A 20,010-nucleotide genomic window follows, 5' to 3' on the forward strand; every position below is an offset into this window, starting at 1 on the left:
ATGTCGCTGTTGTCTTTTTTGCCTGTGCACCCAGTGATGTTGCTGGTGCTGTTCACCTTCGGCTTCCTGTTTGCTGTGCCTGCCTATGTGTTCGTTCTGCCCGGGCTGACTTTAGGTGCCGAGCTTGGGGTCTTTATCTTCATCTATACCTTCGTCGGCTTCTACCTGTTCAAGGGGCCGGTTACCATATTTTTCCTTATGGGTTTGTTTGTGCTGGGTATAGATAACACCATGCATTATAACTTTGCCGTACTCCTCAGTGTCATGATGATATTTTATCTGGTGGTCTTGATGATCATCTTATCCTATTATTTTCCCTTCTCATCGCGCCCGGAGCATCTGTTTCTGGTGATGAGAAACCCAACGGTTTACAGCGGCTCAAGACCGATTGGCACCAGATGACCATGAACGTCACTGTGAAAAAGTTAACCCTATGGTCGGCAAAAATTAATAATAAGCAGTTTCAGCAAACGACGCCACAAGCTCTCGCGGCCTTTTCTGCTGCCTGTGAAATGCTCAACAATCATCTGAATATCTTTGTCTCTTCCCAAGGTAAGTTTGCAACCAATGAACTGGTGTTACAGGGGCGGCATTCCTTCAAGGATAAGGTGCTGCTGCCCATGACCAAGTCTCTGGCGGGGGGATATAAGCAGGAGGCATCAGCCAAGGTATTTTTGGGGTATGAGTTGGATTATGCAGCCACAGAGTTGCAGTTGGAAGATTACCTCAATGGTCTCGATCTGTCGCTGTATTCGGCGACCGACATCTCAGGTTTCTATATCTTCCTCAATTTGAAGAAGAATGTGTTCGATGCCATCAGTCAGTGTCAACGGACGTACGAGGATATCAGTTGGAACAATTTACGACAGAAGCGATTTTAGGAGAGTGGCAATGTTAAATAAGTACGTCAAAACCTGTCTGGTGATGATGCCATTGCTTGGGCTCTCGGCGTGTACCACATTGGGACCGGACTTTCAGACTCTTGAGGCGAAGAACTTGCCCGACAGCTGGAAAAATTCTGCCTCTGATTCTGAGAGTGATTCTGAGAGTGAGCTTAAACAGACAATGCAAGCATCGCCTCATACAATGATATTGCCGTGACTATCACATCGGAAGTGGCACGTAATTACATTAACTTCAGGACCTTTCAGGAGAGAATGTTGCTCTCCAGGCGAAATATTCAGATCCAGCAGCGAGTGGTACACATCACTCAGGTGCAGTATGACTCAGGCAATGTCACCGAGCTCGATGTGCAGCAGGCCAAGAGTCAGCTCTACACCACTAAGGCGGCACTGCCTTCACTTAAGTTGGGTATGATGCAGGCGAGAAATGCCCTCGCCGTGTTACTCGGTGTAATGCCTGGTGAGATAGTGCCCATGCTGGAGTCGGAGCAGCTCAAAGCTAAGATCGATGCCTACAATATCGAGTATGGCAGGGCAGATACCAAACGCACCATGACTGATGATAATACCGAATCTATCGTGCCGACTCCGCCCATGCTCGATGCCAGTATCGATGCTTCCCTGGTGATGAGACGCCCGGATCTTCAAGTCGCCGAGTTACTGGCCCGTGCCCAGAGTGCCAAGATCGGCTCGGCCGAGGCGGCCCTCTATCCCAGCTTTTCCCTGTTCGGCTCAATAGGGATCAACAGCAACACCCCCAGTGGCAGCAGTTTCAGTTTTAGCGACTCGCTGACGCTCTCCGCCGGCCCCTCATTTTCCTGGAATATTTTCCAATATGGCCGGATTAAGAACAATGTCCGCCTGGAGGATGCCCGCTGACAAGAGGCGCTCACCAACTACAACAAGAAGGTGTTGCTGGCGGTACAAGAGGTGGGTGGCGCTCAGCGCCTCCTACTCCCTGTATCGGGAGCAGAAGGCGCTGAGAATGAGTTCGGTTAATGCCTCGATTCGGGCGTTTAATATCTCCATGACCCAGTATGAGAATGGTCAGATAGGCTTCGAGCGACTGCTTAACTCGGTAGAGAAGATGACCCGCAGCGAAGACAGTTATGCCCAGATCAAGGGCAATGTGGCCAATCAAGTCGTGGCGCTCTATAAGTCCTTGGGCGGTGGCTGGCAGATAAATAATGGCAAGGCTTTTATCAGCGATAGCAATAGAGAGCTGATGAGGCCGAGAACCGATTGGGGAGATGTGTTAGATGAACCGCAATTATTACCAGTGCTGGGAAACCGGCCGACGGTTGCGGATATCCAACAGACGAGTTCTCAGCTTTCGATTAAAGGAGGGAATGAGTGATGGATCTCCCCCATGAACTCGCTGCGGGAGATATTTATTTCTCGCCCCTGTTACTGGTATTAGTGATGGCAACAATCGCCAGCTGGATTACGGTAGCCCTGTTAAATAAGACGAGGTTGTCGCGTTTCATTGCGTTTCCTTCGATTACCTTTATGGCGATAACCTTGTTCTACGTTATCGGCATAGATAGTTTCTTTTTACGCTTCTAAATGGACCTTCGAACAAGTGAATAAGATGAAAAAATTATCAATCATAGTCCTCAATGTCCTCATCATAGGCGGCGCACTGTTTCTGGGTTATCAGAAATACCAGGAGTACTTTAACAACCCCTGGACTCGCGATGGCCAGATTAGGGCCAATGTGATCAAGCTGGCTCCCCGGGTTTCCGGTCCTCTGGTGCAGGTTTATATCAAGGATAACCAGTTTGTGCATAAGGGAGATCTGCTGTTTAAGATTGATCCCAGTACCTATGAAGTCTCACTCTCCCAAGCCGAAGTCGGGCTGGAGCGGGCAAAGTTGAGCTCACAGGGTAAGAAGATTGAGTTCGATCGCCTGCAGGATATCAGGGCGAAAGATAAGGGAGCGGTTTCCCATAAAGATTTGATCCGCCGTGAGATAGCTTATGAAGAGTCCAAGCTTAAGATTAAGGCCTCCGAGCAGCAGTTGAAGGCGGTCAGAATGAATCTTGGCTTCACTAATATTTATGCTCCTGTAGAGGGTTATGTCTCTAACATAGACATCCAGATCGGTACCCAGGCGGTGATGAATCAGCCCCTTATCGCCCTAGTCGACAGTAATAGCTTCTGGGCCTTCGCCTATTTTCGTGAGAGTGAGTTAGCGCAGATCCATATAGGCAGCACTGCCATGGCGACCCTGATGGCACACCCAGATAAGCCTATCGAGGCCAAAGTGGAATCCATAGGTTGGGGCATAGCGCCTAAAAACGGTACCGTGGGCTATAACTTGCTGCCAAATGTGAATCCTGTGTTTCAGTGGATCCGCCTGGCACAACGTATTCCTGTGCGTATTACCTTAGACGAGCTTCCCGAGGGAGTAGAGTTGAGATTCGGCCTGTCGGCTTCGATCATGGTGCTCGGCGATGAATAAGAAAATCAATCAGGAAAATAACTTCTATTACATGACCTTCGCGCTCATTGGCTTACTGGTAACCTCATCTTTGGTAGAGGTGATGCCGAGCGGCATCTTAGAATATGTGCTCGAAGGGGTGATAGTGCTGACTTTCCTGGTCTGCATATTGAGTCTGCGTTTCGATCGCCGTTGGAAACGCTTCATGCAGATGTTGGCGCTATGCTGGGTGCTTGCATCAATACTCAGGCAAGCCTTAGGCATACAGGAGATAGATCTGCTGGTGTTACTGATCATGTTTGCTTTCTTCTGGGGAACATTTAGATCTATCTCCAGGCAGATCTTATTTACCGGCACAGTGGACAGCAATAAGGTGGTGGGGTCTGTGGCCCTGTTCCTCCTGATGGGCTTGATGTGGACCATTGCCTACCTTATGGTCATGGAGTTTGCGCCATATTCTTTTACCGGCATAAGCCAGATGTCCTAGGGGAAAAGCTTCTCTCAGCTGGCCTATTTTAGTTTCGTTACTTTAACCACATTAGGCTATGGGGATATCAGTCCCATCAGCCCATTTTCACAAGTCCTTGTCTACATGGAAGCGATTGCCGGTGTGTTTTATATGGCTATCGTGGTAGCGAGTTTAGTGAGTTCAAATCAGGGAAAACAACATGGATAATCTACAAGGAAATAATCGAGTGGCAAATCAGCAGAGTAAAATATTCGTCAATAACATGATGGAGTCGGCTATTCGCATCGGCTTGCTGTTTATGCTAATCGTATGGACGTATGACATTATCAGGCCCTTCGTTATTCCCGTGTTGTGGGGTGCCATCATAGCCGTGGCTCTGATGTCATTAACCCATAAATTGGAGAAAGCCTTCAAGGGCAGACGCGGACTGGCTGCGACTGCACTGGCTGTCATAGGAGTCGCGCTTCTGGTCATTCCATTTGTCCTAGTCTCAGGTTCAATATTCGATGGTGTCAGCCGTACCATAGAGGTGTTGCAGAGTGGCGATGTTCAGATCTCTGGCCCGACCCAGAGGGTGGCCGATATTCCTGTGATCGGTGACAAGCTTTATGAAATTTGGGCGCTGTTCTCCACTAACCTGGAGAAGGCAGTGCAGCATTTTCTGCCTGAGATAAAGACGGCCGTGGGCACCATAGCTGCGGTCATAGGTAGTAGCTTGGCGACTCTGATGATGTTTATCATCTCCTTGGCTATCGCGGCGGGTTTCATGTCTCATGCGGAGAAGATTTCCGATGCCGTTAGCATTATCGCAGTACGTGTAGCGGGTCAGAATGGCGAGCAGTGGATCACACTCACTGCCGCGACCATCTTCACTATATGGGTGCTGATTGCCGGCGTATCGGATAACTTCCTTAAGCCTCTGTTGATGGGACGCGGCGTGGATGTGCCTATGCCTGTTATCTTGATTGGTGCCATCGGCGGCATGCTGACGGCCTGAATTATAGGCTTGTTCCTCGGCGCAGTCGTGCTCGCCATCTGGTATGAGTTGTTTATAGCCTGGTTGAAGGCCGACAAGGAACAAGAGGCTGAACAAGCGCGAGTGCTTGAAGGTGAGAGCCCAGAGTCTAAGCTAGAAACTGTGACGAGTGAGGTTAAATAGCTAACGTTTTACTGGCTTAAGGGAGCCTAGCAGATTTTCTGTTTATAAAAGGGGAGAGGAGAGCATTGGCTCTCCTTTTTATGGGATTACTATCATTCGTGGCAGGTTTAAGTTAGCGCATAATCTATGCATGTGGGAGGCGGTTGTTGCATTTTACAATCAATCATCACCTTTATGAAACTTCTAGCTCATACCGTTGTAGAGTCGATTACGTTATCAAGCTGCTTGCCGCCGAAGCGTGAGATCAGGCTAAGGAGACTCATTGCACTAAGCAAGATGTGATCAATTTGGAGAAGGATTTTATTAGAGGTTATAACTAATAGAACTTAATCTCGTATTGTAATTTCGACAAGCTTATACCGATAGGTATTATTTTTTGTTTTACAGTAAAAACTAATTAAGCATGGCTCTGTATACTAATCTTCTCACTAATTTTGCCTACTTTCTCTGGCCAATGTGTTACCTGATTGATGAAGAACGATATATAGGCCTTATGATGACAATAATATAGTATATGTTTAACAATATGCTATGGATGTTTTACCTCTATTAAGATAACTTGTGTCGATTTAATTACTCGCAGCAATCAAGGGATCTAATGTCCTCAGAAAAAAACAAAATAATGCTCCTTAGCTTATTTCTCTTATTGGTAGGGAGCGGAGTTGGGATAGTTTTGTATGTTAATACTGATAAACCGGTTCAAGTTCAACAAGATAAAAGCTTAGTTCCGCTTATCATAGGTTCTTGGGTGAAGATCCCTGGTGTTTGCGATGGTAAAATCCATTACGATGAGCTAATAGAGATATTGTCGAAGGAGTCGCTCAGGGTTAAGGGGGAGATGATGAATATCGTCAATTTTTCAATATCTAGGACTTCGCCGCTTAAGATAAGTTGTGAGGCTGTGGGTGAGGGTGAGCTGTTCGCTCAAACTTCATTTATGGCCGATAAGTATTCTCGCTTTTATGTGGGCAAGATGGGTGACTACACCATTATGAAAAATGTCGCACCAACGGGAGAGTTGTGGTTTAAACTTGATACTCATTTTCAGCAGAAGCTGCAAGCGATGAGCGACATTAAAAACCATAGCAGGCTCTGATGTGAGGTTTTAGGTAAACCTTTCACTGGCATTTTTTTAGGATTGCACTAAATACAGGTATGAAAACTCAGATGTTAAAGGGCGTATTGATCCACTGGAATGATGACAAGGGATTTGGATTGATTAGGCCGGATGCGTCTCATGCCGATATGGCGACGTTACATGGTCCTGCCAGCGAGCAGGACATATCTATCCATATCTCGGTATTGAAACATATGAGCAGGCGCCCAAAAATTTGGGACACCATCTTCTTTCTGATAGAGACTAAACTCGACAGTAAACTCAATGCCATCCAGGCTCATATTGAGGGGGTCGAAGCCAATGCTGATGATGTGAAGGAGAGCAAACCCTATTTAGGTAATGGCAATAGTAAGATCCCTATCTCCTCATCGGCTGTCATAGCACGGCTATTAATCATAGCCGTGCTGCTTATCGGTGGCAGCTTGATTTATCAGATGTTCACTGACACCAATACCACAGAGGATGTACACAGAACACAGTGATCAACCGCTCTTTTTCTTCATCCGTCTGCGTTTGATCGAGTCCATGGTCGTTTCGCCGAACTGATATAGGCCCAGGCCGGAAATCACAAATATGGCGCCTATGACTAAGGCATCTGTGATGGTTTCGCCATTAAGCCGTGCCCCTAACGTCATGGCGAACACAGGTGTTATCAAGGTCACCAGAGAGACAGTGCTCGCCTTCAGATTCTGCAAAATATAGAAGTAAGCGATAAAGCCTATCAGGGAGCCAAATACCCCCAGATACAGGATCGACCAGAGTGATCTCTCCTGCCATGTGTCTATTGGTAGGGTGCCGTCGAATATCAGCCAAGCTAAGGCAAACATTGGTGTCGAAAATGCCAATGCACCCACAGTGCTAGCGATGGGATGAATATTGATTTTGATGGTCTTTATTAACACGCCACTGAGACTAAATAGAAACACCGCAGTCAAGATCAGCATCAGGCCAATCCAGCTATCCGAGCCCAGCGACAGCTTAGATGAACAAACTATCCCTAATCCGATAAAAGCCATGACTAGGGCTAATAGTTTCATGGGTCCAAATTTGGCTTCACCGAGGAGCCTCTGAGCCAGTAAGCTTGAAATTAGTGGCGACAGGCCGAAGATCAGCGACATGGTCCCCGACGCCAGATAACGAGCCGAAAAGTAGCTAAGTAACATGCCGCCAACTATGCCTATGGATGATACGCCATAAAGCTTTATCGCCGTTCTGCTCCATGGCATTCGAATACGGGTTATCAAGAGGATCAAACTTCCCAGTAACAAGGCGATCACCATTCTCAGCAACACAGCCATGGTCGGATGAACAGACTCGCTGCTCCAGACTATGCCCAGTGGCGTGGTAGACCAGATCAAAACCACAGATAAAAAGGCTGCGGGAACCAGTCTGGGTAATGTTGCCTGGACTTGCATTGTCATCTTGTACCTCGCTTACTGCTGGTATTAACAATTTGAAGCAAAACATGAGTCTTGGTCATCAAATTTGTGGTAAGCCGAGAAGAGAGCGGAGCATGGGGGAGTTATCTGCCGCATTGCTATCTTTTGCGGCTGGGTAATGGTGTAGACTAGCGCGCTATCTCCATCTCATCCGCGGGCTGATTCGGCCACACACAAGTCATCACACTGGGATTGGTATTCGTATTCGTGACTAGGAGTCATAACTGAATCGATACCAGTTTATCTTGATGACTTGTTTGAGATTGAATTAACAGCATGAACTAAACCCTGTTCCTAAACTTGAGGAATTAAGTGGACATTCATAGTGTATCTCTTGAGGTATACTGTCAATTATAAAATCTAAATTAATTTATGTTAATGCTGGTCGTTTTTTTGCTTGAATAATTTTATGTGAAATTTGAATTTTTATGGTTAACATTTGATGTGAATGATATTTGAATTTACCTCAGGTTTAAGATTGACGTCGGCGGTATTTATCCTTGTTCTTACGGCCGATGCGATAGAGCAGTCCACGACTGGCACGGCGAAAACTGGGGAACAGGTAGCCTAATGTAGAGAGTTTACCGCTAAACCAGGGCATGGCAATTTCGGTCTCTGTGCCTTTCGCTAACTTAACGACAGCTGCGGCGACTTGCTCTGGCGTGCTCATGGGCTGGGAATAGACAATATCTTCCACTTCATCTATCTCATCCATAATAAAACTGGTATCTATAGGACGGGTGACACCACGGCCACATTGATATTTTTATCCCTAAGCTCGTCGCTTAAGGCATAGGCGAAGGCTCTAAGCCCGGATTTAGTGCTGCTATAGGTCGCAGCGCCCTGTAGAGGCGCACGGCCAGCCAGCGAGCCCACCATGACGATGGCTTTAGGGCCTGACTTAGGCATTAGGGGCAGCACGAGTGCAGCCAGATACAGGGGCGATCTTAGATTCACATCCACCATGGCCGCTATCTGCTCCGGCGTTCTTTGACTAAATTCGCCTCTATGGTGCAGGGCCGCATTGTTCACTAAGACATGGATACCGCCAAATTCTTTCACCGCAGCCGCGACTAACTGTTTACACGCCTTAAGGTCGGCAATATCGGCCGTCAGGGTCAACACCTTGGCATTAGGGTATTGGCTTAACTCACTCTCTAACTCTTGTAACCCCGCTAATCCTCTAGCCACTAATACCAGATTAACCCCCTCAGGAAAGGCCTTAGCAAACCCATGCTGCGCCAACGCCCTTAGATGCCCCTGTGATCAGTACCGTCGGCGCCCCGGAAGCAGCAGTGAATGTGTTGTCTTCCGGTGTTGGGATCGCCCCTGAGTTAACCTTTGAATCAGCCATTGATCTACTTCCCTGAGTTTGTATTTAGCGCAATTATTTTAATGTGGCTTTCTTATACCAATCGATATTATTAACATCTGGCTTCCGTGTTGGCTAGCGGTTTAACATCATGACTCAATAACTTAGTTTCAGGCTTAATATTTATGGTTTTGATTCCTACAGCGGGATTTCGCCAAAGCGTCCGGCTCGATAATCATCGATCGCCTGCTGGATCTCCGCTTGTGTGTTCATTACAAAGGGCCCCATGTGCACGATATCCTCCTTGATACAGATAGAGGCCGACAAACTCATGTCTCTTGAGCTGTAACTCGGCAATAGCGTCAGGATTCAGCATGAGATCGGCTATTGCGGCTTCCCCTGCAAGCCCTTGTACCGGAGCACTAATTTCTGCTTGTCCGGCAAATGCCCAATCCCCCGCCAATGCTCGCAGTGTCGCGCCGGTATTATTGCTAACCTCAGGATTTACCGTTTCACTGGTGTCCTGATATCTCGCCGGGCGCATCTTATCCTTCGCTGGCATATTGAGCCAAATCTGAAACCCATGCAGGCCCTCATCGGCATCTCGGAATGGATGACTCCGCTGCCGGTACTCATCCATTGCACATCTTTAGCGCGAATGGCTTTCACATTTCCCAGCCGATCCTTGTGCTAAAATCCGCCTTTACGGATATAGGTAAATGTCTCGATACCCCGGTGAGGATGGGGTGGAAAACCGCCGATAAAGTCTTGTTCATCATCGGACTTTATCTCATCCATCATCAAGAATGGGTCGAACTTGGTATGATTGAAATCGGCTACCCGGCGAATATTCACGCCATCTCCATCCATCGCTGGCCTGGCTGAAAATTGACTCTGTACTTTCATGTTTTTTCTCCTGAACTGGGCTAAAACTTATCTCGTTAACAATGCTGTTGTATTAGCGATTACGATCAGCATACTCTTGAGATTATCGAATGAATATTGCGAAATATCGCATTAAACATTCTAAAAAATAGGAGTAAATATTGAACGGGAGACCTTCTTATGCAGATTGGGGTAAAGTAGAGGCAAGGGTTTAAAGAATACTTTTGTCTTGATGGCATGGGAATAACGATGAGCAGTGTGAAAATAGATCTGGGTTTGACCTTCGACAACAGCTACGCAGAAAACTTAGAAGGTTTTTATGCTTCCTGCCCGGGGGCAAAAGCGCCGAGTGCTGAGCTAGTGAAATTAAATACTTCATTGGCGAGTAGCATTGGCTTGAGTAATGCTAATCCAGCTCAATTAGCCGAGGTTTTTTCGGGTAGCCAGGCGCCAATAGGTGCCAGTCCACTGGCACAAGTTTATGCCGGGCATCAATTTGGCGGCTTTAGTCCGCAACTAGGTGATGGTCGGGCGCTACTGTTGGGAGAAGTGTTAGACAAAGACGGCAAACGTGTGGATATTCAACTCAAGGGCTCTGGCCGAACGCCATTTTCACGAGGTGGTGACGGTAAGGCGGTACTGGGCGCCGTTCTGCGGGAATATATACTCAGTGAAGCCATGTATGCCCTAAATATCCCCACCACCAGGGCATTAGCCGTAGTCACCACAGGTGAGCAAATCATGCGCACTCAACTCCTGCCTGGAGCCGTTCTCACTCGCGTCGCGTCCAGTCATATACGTGTCGGCACATTTCAGTTTTTTTCATCCCGCGGTGAGCAAGATAAGGTTAAGCAGCTGGCCGATTACGCCATTGAGCGTCACTATCCAGAGCTCAAAAGCAGCCAACAGCCATACCTGGACTTTCTGAGTGCGGTTTGCGACAAGCAAGCTGAGTTAGTCGCCCGCTGGTTGCTGGTCGGTTTCGTTCATGGTGTGATGAATACCGACAATATGACGATTAGCGGCGAGACCATAGATTATGGCCCCTGCGCCTTTATGGATGACTATGATCCCAAAGCTGTATTTAGCTCCATCGATAGAGATGGGCGTTATGCTTACAATAATCAGCCAGTCTTAGCACAGTGGAACCTGGCTAGATTAGCCGAAACCTTGTTGCCCTTGATAAGCGATGATGCAGAGGAAGCAGTAGCGAAAGCGACTGAAGCCGTCACCCAATTTTGGGATGTGTATCAAGGTTACTGGCTAGCAGGCATGCGGGGAAAACTGGGTATATCCATTGAAGAGGAAGGCGACTTAGCCCTTTGCGAGCAACTGCTTGAGTCTATGTCGGGGCAAGAGGTAGACTTTAGCCAGCTCTTCCGCCAACTCGCTAACGATCTTGAAACTAGCAGTCTCGAGAGTACCAGCTGCCAAAGCGACAAGCTATTCAATGATGCCGCTAAGTTTATCCAGTGGAAGAAGTTATGGATGGCGCGCCTCTGCCGAGACGATCAAGCAAGAGAAAAGCAGTTAAGCGAAACGCCATCCCAAGAAAAGCGCTCTCTGCCAGATCGCGTGGCCATGATGAATGCCGTTAACCCTGTGTATATCCCTAGAAATCATCAGGTTGAGCATGCCATAGAAGCGGCAGAGCAAAGAGCTGATTATCAGCCGTTTGAAAACTTGCTTAGGGTACTCGAGAACCCTTATACGCCGCAGGCTGGGGCCGAGGAATATGCCAAAGCGGCACCAGAGAGTTTTGGATCCTACACCACATTCTGTGGAACTTAAGGGGTAAGGATTTTTAGTAAGTTCTCTAGGGATTTGCTGTGCTAACTCAGGTTTTCGAACCTTGATTAGATTAGCCTCATGGGTGTCTTTTTTGCTTAAATTGGATACAATAAAGACATTGAAATTAGATCTGAGAGGGCTAAATGGAAAGAGCTAAAATTTTGATCATTGATGATGACCCTGTGTGTACCGGGGTATTACTGGCAATCCTAGGCGATGATTATCAAGTCACTACTGCCAACTCCGGCAGTGGTGGCATAGAGATCTTAAATTCAATGATCCCAGATCTCATCTTGCTGGATATCACTATGCCTGAGGTGAATGGCTACCAGGTGCTTAGGTTCCTAAAGGCGGACTCATCACGAGCCAATATACCTGTGGTTGTTATCAGCACCTTAGTAGATAGCTCGGATCGTGATTTTGCGCTGAAACTCGGTGCCAACGATTACGTCAACAAGCCTATTATGCCTGACGTGATACAGAAAATGGTCGACCAATACCTCCCTTACTGATCGACTCGGCACATTAACGAAAATTTGAGCCTATCGATTAATAGGTGTACTTAGCCTCTACATAATAGTAACCACCGTTGAAACCGAAGGGAGAGTTGGTGAGTGGATACACGAATATACCATTGAAGTTATTATCTTCCGGACGCTTGTCGGGATACACATCGAATAAGTTCTGCACCCCCGCGCTCAAAGCAAGACCGGCAGTTGCCTGATATCGCATGCTGATGTCTGTGGTCCATTTATCGCCATAGGTGACATCTGTGCTCGAGTAGCCAATGGTGTAAGAGCCAAAGTAGCTGAATCTTAGGTTAGTGGTGAAGTCATCGTACCTGTGAGTGAAACCAATATTGCCTTTATTATGTGGCGTGCCTTCGGTCATATTCACTTCTTCTTGGTGATCGAATAAGTCTTCTTGTTGACCACTTAAGATGCTCGGCAGATGTATATCCTGGACTTCTGTCTGGTTGTAGGAGAAGGATAGGTTGGTTTCCAAGTCACCCAAGCTGCCTAGGTCCAATTGTTGCGAGAGGACCAGATCGACTCCGCGAGTGCGACTATCGATGGCATTGAGGAAGAAACGCGCCGAGTCGGCATTGGTATCGGCGAGGATGGCGGCGATTTCCTCCGAACTGTCGCTATCGACCGAACCCGATAGAATGATGCGATCGTCTAAGTCGATTTGATACATGTCTAGGCTGGCGGTCAGCCCATAACTACTGGTGAAGACCAATCCTAGGCTATATGAGTGTGAAATTTCAGGCATTAGCGCCTCGACGCCCAAGCCTTTGGTGATTGGAGATAGGCTGTTAAATGTGCCCGATTCTCTCGGCACAAACTCGCCGGTGATCGGGTCTGGATCGAAGAAGGTCGATACGTTGGTGAAGTAAAGTTGCTGGACACTGGGAGCGCGAAAACCTGTGTCTGTACTGGCGCGGATTGCCAGCTGGTCGGTGATATCATAACGACCAGAAATCTTCCAACTGGTGTTGCCACCAAAGTCTGAATAGTGCTCATAGCGCAGCGCCATCGCCCAGTAAAAATCGTCACTGATCTGGTTTTCCAGTGACAAGTAGACACCGGTATTTTGGCGATTTATATCGATTTCAGATCCCTTGCTGAAACCACCGAAACCTTGGCTAGCACCGGCTTTATCTTGATAATCTCCCTTAATATATGACTCTTGCTGACCCGACTCGATTTGATATCTGCTGTCACGCCAAGAAATTCCCATCGCCACCAGTATGTCGGATTCATTGAGAAAATCGTAGTAGGTCGAGGCATCCAGGTTGAGGTTAGTCTCATAATTCGACAGGGTGCCGGCGTCGAAAGAGGTCGGGCTGGTCGGCCCAAGAGAGGCATTCAAGGTATTTACAACCCGATACTGAAAGGAGTTGCTACCATAGCCGGCAGAGGCATCCAGGCTCCATTGGCCCAAGTCAAACTCATATCCGGTCACTAACGAATAATCGATAATCTCCGGGCTGATCTGAGGTAAGAAGCCGTCAGGATAAGTTTCGATGATATTGCGTGAGTCCTTGGCGCGGCGATAGAAGGCTCCCGAGGTCGAATTGCGTGAACTTACCCCGCCGAAGGCATACAATTTGCTGTCGTCGCTGAATATTTGTGCGCCATTGAGAAACAGGCTGTAGTTATTATAATCACTGTCACCGACATGGTGATTTAGACGATCGAAGCTATCTTCGCGGGGATCTAGACTGCCATCTTGGAGCAAGGGATATTGTTGACGAGGGTCTAACCCAGCGCGATTGGTGCTATTTTTTTGGTGCGCCTCGAACGTCAAGTTAACAAACCCATCTTCGCTAAAGCTAATGCCCTGGTTAATGCCGACCCGGATCTGCTCGCCGTCGCCTTCATAAGTCTGGCCGGTCTGGAGCGATATGCTACCGCCCTGGGCACTGTCTTTCAATACCACGTTGATCACGCCGGCGATGGCATCCGAGCCATAGAGCGCGGCGGCGCCATCACGTAATATTTCGATGCGCTTAATTGCGGTCATCGGGATGGCGTTCAGATCCACATTCGATGAGCCCTTGCCTGTGGTACCGCCTAGGTGAACCAGGGCGGAGCCGTGACGGCGTTTACCATTGACCAATACCAAGGTCTGATCCGGCGACATGCCTCTCAGGCTCGCGGGTCGTACCGCATCTGAACCGTCCGTGATAGATGAAAATGGAAAGTTATAACTCGGTGCGGCAAATTGCAGTGCCTTGGCCGTTTCTGACATGCCCGTTGCTTCAAGCTGCTCCGCCGTGATGATATCTACCGGCACTGCGCTGTCTGTCGCCGTGCGCAATGCGATGCGTGAGCCGATCACCTGAATACGCTCAACTTTGGTGATCTCTGCGGCCGCCATGGCATGTGGAGCGACTAAGCTAGCGCCTATGGTTAAGATTGCAATTTTATTTTTCATGAAATGAAATCCATTTGTTACTTTAAGCTATATGATGTTGCGCGCAGGCTAACACCGTTACACTTGATACCCTTAGAATGAAACCTGCTGTTTCAGAGCCAAGAGTTATAGAGATTATCCGCGCTCCGAGAGCTCAGGTGTTCGCTGGCAGTCGTACCGTCGGTGGCGATGCCGGTGATGATATTCAGCCCGTGCCGCCTGTGGGCAGTGAGCGTGCTGGTGGCGTTGATGTCATAGAAGGGTAAAAACAGCTCACTGCCCTGATAACCTTCGTGCTTTATCCTCTCTAAGAGTCGGTCCAACTCTTGCTCATTGGTACACTCAGCTTCCCAAAATGATTTATGAAAATGTATATTCACCGCAACTGTCCTCTGCTCGCTTAGCAAGATTAACCCGCTAAAAATTGGCGCTAGAATAGCCGACAAACAGCCCATCTGATATTCCAATTTGTAATTTTGTTTTTTACTACTATTCAATTTACGCAAAGAAAGGCCGGCGGTATAGTGGCATGAAATAATAATAATCTGCCCGAGCAGTAGGACCGGATAGCCATGTTAACTAGAGAACAAATTAAGCAATATCAAGAACAAGGCTTCGTGGTGTTAAATGAGATTATCGAACCGTCGATGCTCTCGCAACTGAAAGCGTCGGCGGCAAACATAGTAGAGCAATGGCGTGATGATCATGCCTCTCATACCTTTACCACCAAACACAATAATCGCAGCGGTGATGATCATTTTCTCGACTCGGCCGAGCAAATCCAATGTTTCTTCGAAGAGGAAGCGTTTGACGCCGAGGGCAAGCTAGTCCAGGAACGTGAGTTATGCATTAACAAAATTGGCCATGCCTTGCATGAGTTAGATCCCGTGTTTGAACAGTTTAGTCATCTCCCCTTATTGGGTGAGATCGCGGCAGATGTCGGCCTGCAACAGCCACAAATTCGTCAGTCGATGTACATCTTTAAGCAGCCCAGGATTGGCGGTGTAGTCAACTGGCATCAGGACGCGACCTTTTTTTACACCAGCCCGCAAAGTGTGGTGACGTTTTGGTTTGCGATTGAAGATGCGACCTTAGAGAACGGATGTTTGTGGGTTGAACGCGGTGGGCACCTCGGGCCGTTGCGGGAACGTTTCAATCTCGACGGTCGAACCACTAGCATGGTTAAATTAGACGATACGCCTTGGCCGACCGAGAAAACTAGTCAATCGGTGGAAGTAAAAGCTGGCAGTCTGGTGGTATTTCAGGGGCGTCTGCCACATTACAGCGCACCTAACCGCTCGAGTAAATCGCGTCAGGCATATACACTCCACGTCACCGATGGCAGCAGTGAATATGCCAAAGAAAATTGGTTACACCCTAAGGCACTCGCCTTACGTGGTTTTAATCGTTAAACCGCTATCGTGCAGCGTTCGCGGCTGAGAATCCTTGGGTGGTATTGATGATTTGCTCTTTGAGCCAACGATGGGCCTGGTCGGCATCACTGCGTTGGTGCCAAATAAGCGAATACACCACCTGTACAGACGATGCAGGCATGGGCAGATGGACCAGCGATTGCTTAGTCATGGCAAACTCAGCCCAAGTCGAGGTGGTGGTGAAAATCAGGTCCGATTGACTACACAGACTGGTTGCCGAATAAAAGTCGGGTACCTGCACTGCAATATTTCGCCGTAAACCTTGCTTGGATAGTGTCTGCTCAAATATAGGTGTACCGAGTTCCTTATCTCGCACATGAATATGGCGATAGTTAAGGTAAGCCTGTTGGTCCCACTCATGTGCCAAGGCCGGATGTCCCTTCCTGACGACACATGCCAAATTGTCACGATATAGTTCTTTTGCCTTGAGATGATGACCAAAATTGGGTGTTTGACCCACATCGTGGGGCAAGATCACAAAATCAAGTTGGCCTTGATTGAGTTGGTCCAGACTCATGGTGTCTTTAAACCAAGTATCTAAGCGCATGCCCGGCGCGCAACTCAATAGCTTATTGATAATGGGGGCAATAATAAATTCAAAGGCACTTTCTTGCATCGAGATCCGAAAACAGCCCTGATAATCCGTCAAATCAAATTGGCTCGGGGCAAATAAATCCTCCATTGTTAACAAGACGGCGCTGAGTTTTGGCTCGAGTTCCAATGCCAGTGGCGTCGGCATTAAACCGTGGGGAGTACGGTGAAACAGTGGGTCGTTAAACAAATGACGCAATTGGGACAAGTTTTTGCTAATCGAAGACTGGCTAAGATTGAGCCTGTCAGCCGTTGCCGAGGCACTACGCTCTTTAAGCAGAACTTTGAGTGTGACCAGTAAATTGATATTCACCCGGCTTCGTTGGGCTATATCCATAGCATCCTCTTCGTGCACAGTAATGATATTCTAATAAGTAAATATCATTCTAACTGTCTTTCATTTGTTGAACAAACAGTTGGATGCCCCGATCTTACGGATCGTGATTTTGCGCTGAACTCGCTGCTAACGATTACTTATAGATTTTCTGCATGAGTGGCTGAGTATTAGACTCGAGTCATACCTGCTTTAACTCTGCTTATATTTGGCTGCAAAAGTGAAGCCATAATACCGATAATAGCCCAGTAAGTTACTGCAGATAAATAGCAGTTCCATCAATACCGCGAAGACTTAATCGCCATAGATGATTAGCTCACAGTTCAAAACTCTCCCATACTGATGATCAAAATCGTGCATATTTTGAAGATAGCTAACAATTATAATAGCGTGATCTAGATCTTGTTTTTGGTCTGGATATACGGATTTAGGTGTATTAATATTCACGCAATCGTTTGCGCAACCGTTTGCGCGGTTATTTCACAGTTTTAAGTCGAACCGTGAGATGAGATCATTATAGCCGATTATTCGGTTCTTGCTGTGCCGCCGTGTAAGCAGCCAGCTATCCAATTAAGCAAAGAGAGACTCAGATGGCCAAATTATCCGTATTGGGCAGCATCAATGTAGATCACCTGATGCAAGTCGGCGCCGCGCCTAAGGGCGGGCAGACTATTCAAGCTAAACAGTACCAAATAGTGGCCGGAGGTAAAGGCGCGAATCAGGCTGTGGCCGCGGCCAAGTTGGGAGCGGACGTGGCTATGATTGCCTGTATCGGCATCGACGCCATAGGTGAGCAGATGAAACAAGGTCTCGTCGATGTCGGTATCGACACTAAGGGCATCACCACTATACCCGGTGAAAATACCGGAGTGGCGATGATCTACGTCGAGGACTCGGGTGAAAACCGTATCGGTATCTGGCCGGGTGCTAATGCTTGCCTGACTGAGACTGTGATGCTTGAGCACAAGGCCGCTATCCAAGACTCGGACCTACTCTTGCTACAGCTGGAAACCCCTGTCACTACCTTAGTCGCGGCGGCTAAGATAGCGAAAGCAGCCGGTACTCGAGTGGTGTTGAATCCGGCGCCCGCTAAGGCATTGCCAGAAAGCTTATTGCGTCATGTCGATATCATCACCCCCAACGAGACAGAAGCCGAGCAGTTAACTGGCGTGGCTATCAGGGAGTTATCGGATGCGGATATTGCGGCACGCAAGCTGTACAGCCAATTTGGTATCGAGACTGTGCTAATCACCTTAGGTAAGCGTGGTGTATGGTTGTCACACAAGGGCGAAGGTAAGCACATTGCCGGTTTCGTGATGCAGGCCATAGATACAACGGCTGCCGGGGACACCTTCAACGGCGGTTTCGTCTGCGGATTACTGGAAGGTCAATCTATGCTGGATGCGGTGCGTTTTGGCCAGGCCGCCGCGGCATTATCTGTGACTCGCATGGGGGCACAAAGCTCTATCCCGACTCGGGAAGCAACCTTGGAACGGTTAGCTCTAGGGTGAATGGTGTAAATTTTTGTTAGGAGTATTATCTATGACCCGCATACCTAGCATTTTGGCCAAGCCTGCGGGGTATTTCCTATGACCACCATACGTGACGTTGCCAAGCTGGCTGGTGTCTCTACGACCACAGTTTCCCATGTGCTCAACAAGACTCGGTTTGTCTCTGTCGAGGGTAAGGCCAAGGTCGAATCGGCTGTTGTTGAGCTCAACTACGTGCCCAACACAGTTGCTCGTAGTCTCAAAGGCGGCAGCAGTCGAGTCCTAGGCATGTTGATCACAGATGTGAATAATCCATTTTACGCAGATCTAATTCAGTGGGTGGATCAGGTAGCGTACCGCCTTGGTTATAACCTTATCTTGTGTAATACCCAGGGTAACATCGAGCGGGCCAAAGACTACATGGTCATGCTCAATCAGAGGCGGGTGGATGGCATGTTGATGGTGAGCTCAGATGCCCGTCAGTTACCCGTATCTTCCTATGGCACTATGCCCATGGTGATGATGGATTCCGGTCCTGAGCAAGCGGGCTATGATCGCATCTTGGATGACTCGGAGCAGGGTGGCTATATGGCGACTAGGCATCTGCTAGAGTCGGGTCATATGAACATTGGCATGTTGGCTGGGCCGCTGGATAAGTCCAATAGTCAGCACCGTATCGCCGGATATCACCGGGCAATGGCCGAAGCGAATGCCGAGGTGGATGAGCGCTGGGTCCAATCCGGTGAGTTTACCTACGAAGGTGGTGCAGAGGCCATGAGCAGGTTACTTGACCAGCCCAGTCCGGTGACGGCCATATTTGCCTGCAATGATCTTATGGTCATGGGCGCAATACGGGTGGCTGGCAAACTGGGGCTCATTATTCCACAAGATCTGTCTATTATCGGTTATGACGATATTCCTGGGGCTAAATATTTCAACCCACCATTGACGACTATCAGTCAGCCATTGGAACAGCTGGCGGAGCAGGCGATTGCCATGTTACTGGCACGAATAAAGACTCCCGAACGGGAAAGTCAACGTACCCTATTGCCACCTAGGTTAGTCATCCGGGATTCCGTCGCTGTGCGAAAACCTGTTGAAGAGTGAACTGGGTTTATTTAAAGGCTTGGAATGTTTAAGGCTTGGTTAAGCCTGTTTTTCATTGGCTCCATAAAGCTCATGGCTTTAGCGTCATTGACCAGTACAAATATCTGAGTCTCTACGCGTAACTGAGGATGACTATTCGCCTCACTGATACCAGCGCCTTGGCAAGTATGCGTTTGTTGTTACCTTGAATGGTTTCTATATCTCTTGTCTCGATGAAGATCACTAAGGCATCATAAATAACCAGATCCGGTCAGTGGAAATACAGAGTTATGATGTCATCTCTTTCCTGATATAAAGGTTGCCGTACCATCGTGTGGTGCACATCACTATCTATGATTAACACCTTATTGATATCCTCTCTTTTCTTTGTAAAGCGAATCGTAATTTCAGACTCTACCGCTTTATGGTCGGTTAACTCTGTGCCCGCAGCAGATAGCTGCTAGTCGACCACGGTTCAGCATTTCGACATAGGCTTCATCATGGTTCTGTTGATATCTTGCAGGGTTAAGGACTGAAGTGAGAAGAAGGTGATTTTTTGCTACCTTGCTATCGTTTTGTTTTTTTTAATCAACTATCGTGTCATACAAGTACTGATACTTCATAATAAAGAGCGATG

At 47.9% G+C, this 20,010-nt stretch carries 24 protein-coding genes and 3 pseudogenes; 18 read left to right on the plus strand and 9 right to left on the minus strand.

Going from position 1 to position 20,010, the window contains the following annotated elements; all coding sequences use genetic code 11:
* The 13 genes and pseudogenes from KT99_RS22180 to KT99_RS03465 all read left to right on the plus strand — a co-directional run bounded on the left by KT99_RS22180 (window position 1) and on the right by KT99_RS03465 (window position 6,572).
* Window positions 1-402, plus strand: a complete 402-nt coding sequence (locus tag KT99_RS22180; RefSeq protein ID WP_198401988.1) for a hypothetical protein — start codon at window positions 1-3, stop codon at window positions 400-402.
* A complete protein-coding gene (locus KT99_RS22185; RefSeq protein WP_005497069.1) occupies window positions 399-881 on the plus strand; it encodes a hypothetical protein in 483 nt (160 codons plus the stop codon). Before KT99_RS22180 ends, KT99_RS22185 begins: the two co-directional genes overlap by 4 nt.
* Window positions 882-891: 10 nt before the next feature.
* Window positions 892-1,101 carry a hypothetical protein gene (locus tag KT99_RS22190; protein WP_005497070.1) on the plus strand — a complete coding sequence of 70 codons (210 nt, stop codon included), beginning with the start codon at window positions 892-894 and terminating at the stop codon, window positions 1,099-1,101.
* Window positions 1,098-1,781: a TolC family protein gene (locus KT99_RS22195; RefSeq protein WP_005497072.1), complete on the plus strand. Its 684-nt coding sequence runs from the start codon at window positions 1,098-1,100 to the stop codon at window positions 1,779-1,781. The genes KT99_RS22190 and KT99_RS22195 overlap by 4 nt, the downstream gene beginning before the upstream one ends.
* A gap of 55 nt (window positions 1,782-1,836) precedes the next feature.
* On the plus strand, window positions 1,837-2,259 hold the full coding sequence (locus KT99_RS22200) for a TolC family protein (RefSeq protein WP_198401989.1): 423 nt from the start codon (window positions 1,837-1,839) through the stop codon (window positions 2,257-2,259).
* Complete coding sequence (locus KT99_RS03440; protein WP_005497075.1) at window positions 2,259-2,468, plus strand: DUF1656 domain-containing protein; 210 nt, start codon at window positions 2,259-2,261, stop codon at window positions 2,466-2,468. The genes KT99_RS22200 and KT99_RS03440 overlap by 1 nt, the downstream gene beginning before the upstream one ends.
* 25 nt (window positions 2,469-2,493) lie before the next feature.
* Complete coding sequence (locus KT99_RS03445; RefSeq protein WP_005497076.1) at window positions 2,494-3,366, plus strand: HlyD family secretion protein; 873 nt, start codon at window positions 2,494-2,496, stop codon at window positions 3,364-3,366.
* Window positions 3,359-3,832 carry a hypothetical protein gene (locus KT99_RS03450; RefSeq protein ID WP_005497077.1) on the plus strand — a complete coding sequence of 158 codons (474 nt, stop codon included), beginning with the start codon at window positions 3,359-3,361 and terminating at the stop codon, window positions 3,830-3,832. Before KT99_RS03445 ends, KT99_RS03450 begins: the two co-directional genes overlap by 8 nt.
* Before the next feature lie 15 nt (window positions 3,833-3,847).
* Window positions 3,848-4,021, plus strand: a pseudogene (locus KT99_RS22595) (potassium channel family protein); the annotation flags it as partial.
* Window positions 4,014-4,811 (plus strand): AI-2E family transporter, encoded by a 798-nt coding sequence (locus tag KT99_RS03455; RefSeq protein ID WP_005497079.1) that lies wholly within the window; start codon window positions 4,014-4,016, stop codon window positions 4,809-4,811. The pseudogene KT99_RS22595 and the gene KT99_RS03455, both read left to right, overlap by 8 nt.
* Before the next feature lie 27 nt (window positions 4,812-4,838).
* Complete coding sequence (locus KT99_RS23205) at window positions 4,839-4,973, plus strand: hypothetical protein (RefSeq protein ID WP_005497080.1); 135 nt, start codon at window positions 4,839-4,841, stop codon at window positions 4,971-4,973.
* Between the two features lie 673 nt (window positions 4,974-5,646).
* Window positions 5,647-6,069, plus strand: a complete 423-nt coding sequence (locus tag KT99_RS03460; protein WP_232504237.1) for a hypothetical protein — start codon at window positions 5,647-5,649, stop codon at window positions 6,067-6,069.
* Window positions 6,070-6,140: 71 nt separating this feature from the next.
* Window positions 6,141-6,572: a cold-shock protein gene (locus KT99_RS03465; protein WP_232504238.1), complete on the plus strand. Its 432-nt coding sequence runs from the start codon at window positions 6,141-6,143 to the stop codon at window positions 6,570-6,572.
* On the opposite strand, the gene KT99_RS03470 is transcribed toward KT99_RS03465, so the two are convergent.
* The 5 genes and pseudogenes from KT99_RS03470 to KT99_RS03480 all read right to left on the minus strand — a co-directional run bounded on the left by KT99_RS03470 (window position 6,573) and on the right by KT99_RS03480 (window position 9,747).
* Window positions 6,573-7,511, minus strand: coding sequence for a DMT family transporter (locus KT99_RS03470; protein ID WP_005497085.1), 939 nt, complete (start codon window positions 7,509-7,511; stop codon window positions 6,573-6,575).
* Window positions 7,512-8,001: 490 nt separating this feature from the next.
* Window positions 8,002-8,244: a hypothetical protein gene (locus tag KT99_RS22600; RefSeq protein WP_005497086.1), complete on the minus strand. Its 243-nt coding sequence runs from the start codon at window positions 8,242-8,244 to the stop codon at window positions 8,002-8,004.
* Between the two features lie 14 nt (window positions 8,245-8,258).
* Window positions 8,259-8,774: an SDR family NAD(P)-dependent oxidoreductase gene (locus KT99_RS22605; RefSeq protein ID WP_005497089.1), complete on the minus strand. Its 516-nt coding sequence runs from the start codon at window positions 8,772-8,774 to the stop codon at window positions 8,259-8,261.
* Window positions 8,752-8,883 (minus strand): hypothetical protein, encoded by a 132-nt coding sequence (locus KT99_RS23210; RefSeq protein ID WP_269764033.1) that lies wholly within the window; start codon window positions 8,881-8,883, stop codon window positions 8,752-8,754. The genes KT99_RS22605 and KT99_RS23210 overlap by 23 nt, the downstream gene beginning before the upstream one ends.
* A 156-nt stretch (window positions 8,884-9,039) precedes the next feature.
* A pseudogene (locus KT99_RS03480) lies at window positions 9,040-9,747 on the minus strand (pirin family protein).
* 228 nt (window positions 9,748-9,975) lie between these two features.
* Here KT99_RS03480 and KT99_RS03485 point away from each other — a divergent pair.
* On the plus strand, window positions 9,976-11,517 hold the full coding sequence (locus KT99_RS03485; RefSeq protein ID WP_005497093.1) for a protein adenylyltransferase SelO: 1,542 nt from the start codon (window positions 9,976-9,978) through the stop codon (window positions 11,515-11,517).
* A gap of 143 nt (window positions 11,518-11,660) precedes the next feature.
* Complete coding sequence (locus KT99_RS03490; RefSeq protein ID WP_005497095.1) at window positions 11,661-12,029, plus strand: response regulator; 369 nt, start codon at window positions 11,661-11,663, stop codon at window positions 12,027-12,029.
* 37 nt (window positions 12,030-12,066) lie between these two features.
* Here KT99_RS03490 and KT99_RS03495 read toward each other — a convergent pair whose 3' ends face one another.
* Both KT99_RS03495 and KT99_RS03500 read right to left on the minus strand, forming a co-directional pair.
* Window positions 12,067-14,403 carry a TonB-dependent receptor plug domain-containing protein gene (locus tag KT99_RS03495; RefSeq protein WP_232504241.1) on the minus strand — a complete coding sequence of 779 codons (2,337 nt, stop codon included), beginning with the start codon at window positions 14,401-14,403 and terminating at the stop codon, window positions 12,067-12,069.
* A gap of 149 nt (window positions 14,404-14,552) precedes the next feature.
* A complete protein-coding gene (locus KT99_RS03500) occupies window positions 14,553-14,819 on the minus strand; it encodes a hypothetical protein (RefSeq protein ID WP_157752176.1) in 267 nt (88 codons plus the stop codon).
* 192 nt (window positions 14,820-15,011) lie between these two features.
* Here KT99_RS03500 and KT99_RS03505 point away from each other — a divergent pair, with 192 nt between their 5' ends.
* Window positions 15,012-15,851, plus strand: a complete 840-nt coding sequence (locus KT99_RS03505) for a phytanoyl-CoA dioxygenase family protein (protein WP_005497099.1) — start codon at window positions 15,012-15,014, stop codon at window positions 15,849-15,851.
* A gap of 4 nt (window positions 15,852-15,855) precedes the next feature.
* Here the strand turns inward: KT99_RS03505 and KT99_RS03510 are convergent, their stop codons facing one another.
* Window positions 15,856-16,800 carry a LysR family transcriptional regulator gene (locus tag KT99_RS03510; protein ID WP_040571556.1) on the minus strand — a complete coding sequence of 315 codons (945 nt, stop codon included), beginning with the start codon at window positions 16,798-16,800 and terminating at the stop codon, window positions 15,856-15,858.
* A gap of 587 nt (window positions 16,801-17,387) precedes the next feature.
* On the opposite strand from KT99_RS03510, the gene rbsK reads away from it, so the two are divergent.
* On the plus strand, window positions 17,388-18,308 hold the full coding sequence (rbsK, locus tag KT99_RS03515; protein WP_005497103.1) for a ribokinase: 921 nt from the start codon (window positions 17,388-17,390) through the stop codon (window positions 18,306-18,308).
* A 78-nt stretch (window positions 18,309-18,386) separates the two neighbouring features.
* Window positions 18,387-19,394, plus strand: a complete 1,008-nt coding sequence (locus tag KT99_RS03520) for a LacI family DNA-binding transcriptional regulator (RefSeq protein WP_005497105.1) — start codon at window positions 18,387-18,389, stop codon at window positions 19,392-19,394.
* A gap of 11 nt (window positions 19,395-19,405) precedes the next feature.
* On the opposite strand, the pseudogene KT99_RS22205 reads toward KT99_RS03520, so the two are convergent.
* Window positions 19,406-19,546 (minus strand): annotated as a pseudogene (locus KT99_RS22205) (delta-class carbonic anhydrase); the annotation flags it as partial.
* Between the last annotated feature and the right edge of the window lie 464 nt (window positions 19,547-20,010).

It is taken from the genome of Shewanella benthica KT99 (assembly GCF_000172075.1).
Taxonomy (GTDB): Bacteria; Pseudomonadota; Gammaproteobacteria; order Enterobacterales; family Shewanellaceae; genus Shewanella; species Shewanella benthica_A.

What these genes read in the sequence shown, in the direction of transcription:
- KT99_RS03445 (WP_005497076.1), top strand. Translation starts at nt 2,494, where the DNA reads ATGAAAAAATTATCAATCATAGTCCTCAATGTCCTCATCATAGGCGGC.
- KT99_RS22190 (WP_005497070.1), top strand. Translation starts at nt 892, where the DNA reads ATGTTAAATAAGTACGTCAAAACCTGTCTGGTGATGATGCCATTGCTT.
- KT99_RS22180 (WP_198401988.1), top strand. Translation starts at nt 1, where the DNA reads ATGTCGCTGTTGTCTTTTTTGCCTGTGCACCCAGTGATGTTGCTGGTG.
- KT99_RS22185 (WP_005497069.1), top strand. Translation starts at nt 399, where the DNA reads ATGACCATGAACGTCACTGTGAAAAAGTTAACCCTATGGTCGGCAAAA.
- KT99_RS22600 (WP_005497086.1), bottom strand. Translation starts at nt 8,244, where the DNA reads ATGGATGAGATAGATGAAGTGGAAGATATTGTCTATTCCCAGCCCATG.
- rbsK (WP_005497103.1), top strand. Translation starts at nt 17,388, where the DNA reads ATGGCCAAATTATCCGTATTGGGCAGCATCAATGTAGATCACCTGATG.
- KT99_RS03490 (WP_005497095.1), top strand. Translation starts at nt 11,661, where the DNA reads ATGGAAAGAGCTAAAATTTTGATCATTGATGATGACCCTGTGTGTACC.
- KT99_RS03465 (WP_232504238.1), top strand. Translation starts at nt 6,141, where the DNA reads ATGTTAAAGGGCGTATTGATCCACTGGAATGATGACAAGGGATTTGGA.
- KT99_RS03520 (WP_005497105.1), top strand. Translation starts at nt 18,387, where the DNA reads ATGACCACCATACGTGACGTTGCCAAGCTGGCTGGTGTCTCTACGACC.
- KT99_RS03505 (WP_005497099.1), top strand. Translation starts at nt 15,012, where the DNA reads ATGTTAACTAGAGAACAAATTAAGCAATATCAAGAACAAGGCTTCGTG.
- KT99_RS03495 (WP_232504241.1), bottom strand. Translation starts at nt 14,403, where the DNA reads ATGGCGGCCGCAGAGATCACCAAAGTTGAGCGTATTCAGGTGATCGGC.
- KT99_RS03485 (WP_005497093.1), top strand. Translation starts at nt 9,976, where the DNA reads ATGAGCAGTGTGAAAATAGATCTGGGTTTGACCTTCGACAACAGCTAC.
- KT99_RS23210 (WP_269764033.1), bottom strand. Translation starts at nt 8,883, where the DNA reads ATGGCTGATTCAAAGGTTAACTCAGGGGCGATCCCAACACCGGAAGAC.
- KT99_RS03440 (WP_005497075.1), top strand. Translation starts at nt 2,259, where the DNA reads ATGGATCTCCCCCATGAACTCGCTGCGGGAGATATTTATTTCTCGCCC.
- KT99_RS03455 (WP_005497079.1), top strand. Translation starts at nt 4,014, where the DNA reads ATGGATAATCTACAAGGAAATAATCGAGTGGCAAATCAGCAGAGTAAA.
- KT99_RS03470 (WP_005497085.1), bottom strand. Translation starts at nt 7,511, where the DNA reads ATGACAATGCAAGTCCAGGCAACATTACCCAGACTGGTTCCCGCAGCC.
- KT99_RS03510 (WP_040571556.1), bottom strand. Translation starts at nt 16,800, where the DNA reads ATGGATATAGCCCAACGAAGCCGGGTGAATATCAATTTACTGGTCACA.
- KT99_RS03450 (WP_005497077.1), top strand. Translation starts at nt 3,359, where the DNA reads ATGAATAAGAAAATCAATCAGGAAAATAACTTCTATTACATGACCTTC.